Annotated in this window: 3 protein-coding genes; all 3 read right to left on the reverse strand. The window is 63.5% G+C overall.

The annotated features are described in order from the left end of the window. Nucleotides 1-139: 139 nt before the first annotated feature. The gene (locus H3U89_RS08325; RefSeq protein WP_198180620.1) at nt 140-505 is read right to left on the reverse strand and encodes a hypothetical protein; all 366 of its coding nucleotides are present in this window, start codon (nt 503-505) and stop codon (nt 140-142) included. Between the two features lie 24 nt (nt 506-529). Beyond that, nucleotides 530-793, reverse strand: a complete 264-nt coding sequence (locus H3U89_RS08330; protein WP_141650026.1) for a hypothetical protein — start codon at nt 791-793, stop codon at nt 530-532. 154 nt (nt 794-947) lie between these two features. After that, nucleotides 948-2,378, reverse strand: coding sequence for a ParB/RepB/Spo0J family partition protein (locus H3U89_RS08335; RefSeq protein WP_015022037.1), 1,431 nt, complete (start codon nt 2,376-2,378; stop codon nt 948-950). Nucleotides 2,379-2,447: the final 69 nt, after the last annotated feature.

Consider the following 2,447-nt stretch of genomic DNA (forward strand, 5'->3'; position numbering starts at 1 on the left):
CTTCAGCAGCACGCCGCAGGCGTGCGACAGCGGCGGCCAGACATCAAGGCGCAGCCGCCGATGACCACAACCCCGGCCGAGCCGAGCATGGAAAAAGGGACCCCGTTGAGGGGTCCCTTGATGATGTTGCCCTGATGGGTCAGGCCATCTGGCTTCGGAGTCCTGGGTAGTGGTGTGCCAGGTATTCGGCGGTGGCTTGGCGGATCAGTGCCGATAGGTTGGTGCCTTCTGTTTTGACGGCGGCTTCGGCCCATTGGTCCAGGGCCGGGGTGGTGCGTACCTGCCAGGTTTTGCTGGTGGGTTGTTTGAGTTCGTCGCGGGGGCGGCCGGCGAAGATGGAGAGCAGGTCGTCGTCGGTCAGGGGGCCGGCGTCGTAGCCCCGGTATACCCGGGTGCCTTCGATGGGTGTGAATTGGCCGGCGTCGGCCATGCGGTCGAGTGCTTCGGCGTGTGCTGCCCTGTCGGCGTGTGCTGCCCTGTCGGCGGGTGTCTGTGTGTTGGTCATGGTCTGGCTCCTTGTTGGTTGTGTCTATTGGTATCTGAGATGTTGCCACCGGCTGGTCAGCGGCATGGCGTGGAAGGCGTGGAGCTGGCCGTCCTGCCATTTGCTGACGATGACTTCGAGCAGGTTGTCGGGTAGGGCCCCGGGGTGTGGCTGGCCGACGAAGACCACCGTCATCTCGTCGCCGTAGCCCTCGATTTGTTCGTGGCCTATGGAGTGGAGGACCGCGTGCCTGATTTCGTCGTCGGCGCAGCCGTGCTTGCGGGCTGATTGCTCTATCTCGATCTCCATGACCATGAGTGTAGTACAAATTGCACATACAAACCAGTCGTGCGTTCCTCGCGTTGCGGTCTGGCTGTCCGAACGCGGGGCGTTCGACGATGCCGATTCCACCCCGTGGGGTGGCGCGAGGCATCGCTGCGCCGCCGCCGGCTGCGGGGTTCATTCACTCTTTGGTGTCCTCCTCCTGGTCGCCGTCGTCTGTTTCATCTTCGTTCCCTTCGTTGTCTTCCTCTTCAGGTCGGGGCACCAGGTCGCCGTCGAGACCGGATTGCTCTTCGTCGCTGATGGCGTAGCCTGCGGTTTGGAGGGCACGGTAGAGGGGTTTGAGCAGGCCGTCTATGTCGTCTTGGCTGCGCCAGGTCTCGTGGTTGATCTGTGTCTCCATGATGGCGTGGCACAGGGCGAAGGCCGTCTGGGTGCGGCGACTCTCGTCAAGGTCGGCCTTTTGCGCCAGCTCGGCTTCCTGGTCCTGGACGATGGCGCGCCATGTGTCCCGCACCTGGTCCCGGCTGACCCACCAGGTGCGTTGGCTCGCTTGGGCGATGACCAGCATGGACAGGGCCTGGGACTGGTTTTTGGCGGGGCGTTTGAGGGACATGAGCCGTTGCGTGTAGGCCAGCCGCAGGTCGTGGCTTGCCGTGTCCAGTTGCTTGGCCGGTGCGATTTCGGCTTCTTGTTCGGCTTGCCACCTGGCCAGGTCATCCTCTCTTTGCCGGCGTTCGTCCTCCTGGTCCTGTTGGGTGTATGGCTCCAGCAGGGTGATTTTGACGCGCCACTGTCCGCCACGGTCGAGCAGTCCGGCGGCCGTGGGTTTGTCGCCTTCCCATTCCTCCAGCCATGTGTCGAGGGCCTGCTTGGGGTCGGGGTCGGTATCCGGGGAGAATCGGGCGATGGTGCGCCAACCTTCCGGGTCAGACCAGGATTGTGATGGTGTCAGCGGCACGATGGGCAGCCCGGCCTGCTTGATGGCTTCCTGGGCCTGTTCGATCCACTTGTCCAGCGACCGTTTGGCCTGGACCTGGTGCAGTGTCATGTTCCAGTTGTTGGTGCCTGCGGCTTTGATGAGCTGGTCTTGCAGGCCTTCGTCGTCGCGGAAGTCGGCTATCGTCTCCAATTCCTCGAAGCTCAGCTGGGATGGCAGCGCGAGTATTTTCTCGTCGTCGATGGACGATATTTTGAGCCGTCGCTGCACGGTGCTGCGGCTGCGGCCAGTGGCTTTGGCCATCTGGTCCACGTCTTCGCCAAGGTCCAGGAGGTGGGCGTATCCGCGTGCCTCGTCCAGGGCGGTGAGCTGGTCACGGTGTATGTTCTCTACCAGCATCACCTCCGCCTGGGTCTGCTCGTCCATGTCGGTGATGATACAGGGCACGGTTGCAAGGCCGGCCTGCTCGGCGGCCGCCAGCCGCCGGTGTCCGATGACCAGGGTGTGCCGCCCCTCCTGGTTCGCCGGTGTGACGACCAGGGCCTGCTGTATGCCTTGGGACGCGATGCTCATGGCCAGCTCCGACACGTCTCCTATCTCGCTTCGGGGGTTGGCGTCGTTGGGCCTGATGGCGTCGATGGGCAGCATGGTCACTGTGGTTGTGGTGTTCATGGGTGTTCCTTTCCTTGGTGCCGGGACTGTTTGTGCCGACGCCTGGAATGGCGGCCCGGGTATAGCGGA

It is taken from the genome of Bifidobacterium sp. W8104 (assembly GCF_016100735.1).
Taxonomy (GTDB): Bacteria; Actinomycetota; Actinomycetes; order Actinomycetales; family Bifidobacteriaceae; genus Bombiscardovia; species Bombiscardovia choladohabitans.

What these genes read in the sequence shown, in the direction of transcription:
- H3U89_RS08325 (WP_198180620.1), bottom strand. Translation starts at nt 505, where the DNA reads ATGACCAACACACAGACACCCGCCGACAGGGCAGCACACGCCGACAGG.
- H3U89_RS08330 (WP_141650026.1), bottom strand. Translation starts at nt 793, where the DNA reads ATGGAGATCGAGATAGAGCAATCAGCCCGCAAGCACGGCTGCGCCGAC.
- H3U89_RS08335 (WP_015022037.1), bottom strand. Translation starts at nt 2,378, where the DNA reads ATGAACACCACAACCACAGTGACCATGCTGCCCATCGACGCCATCAGG.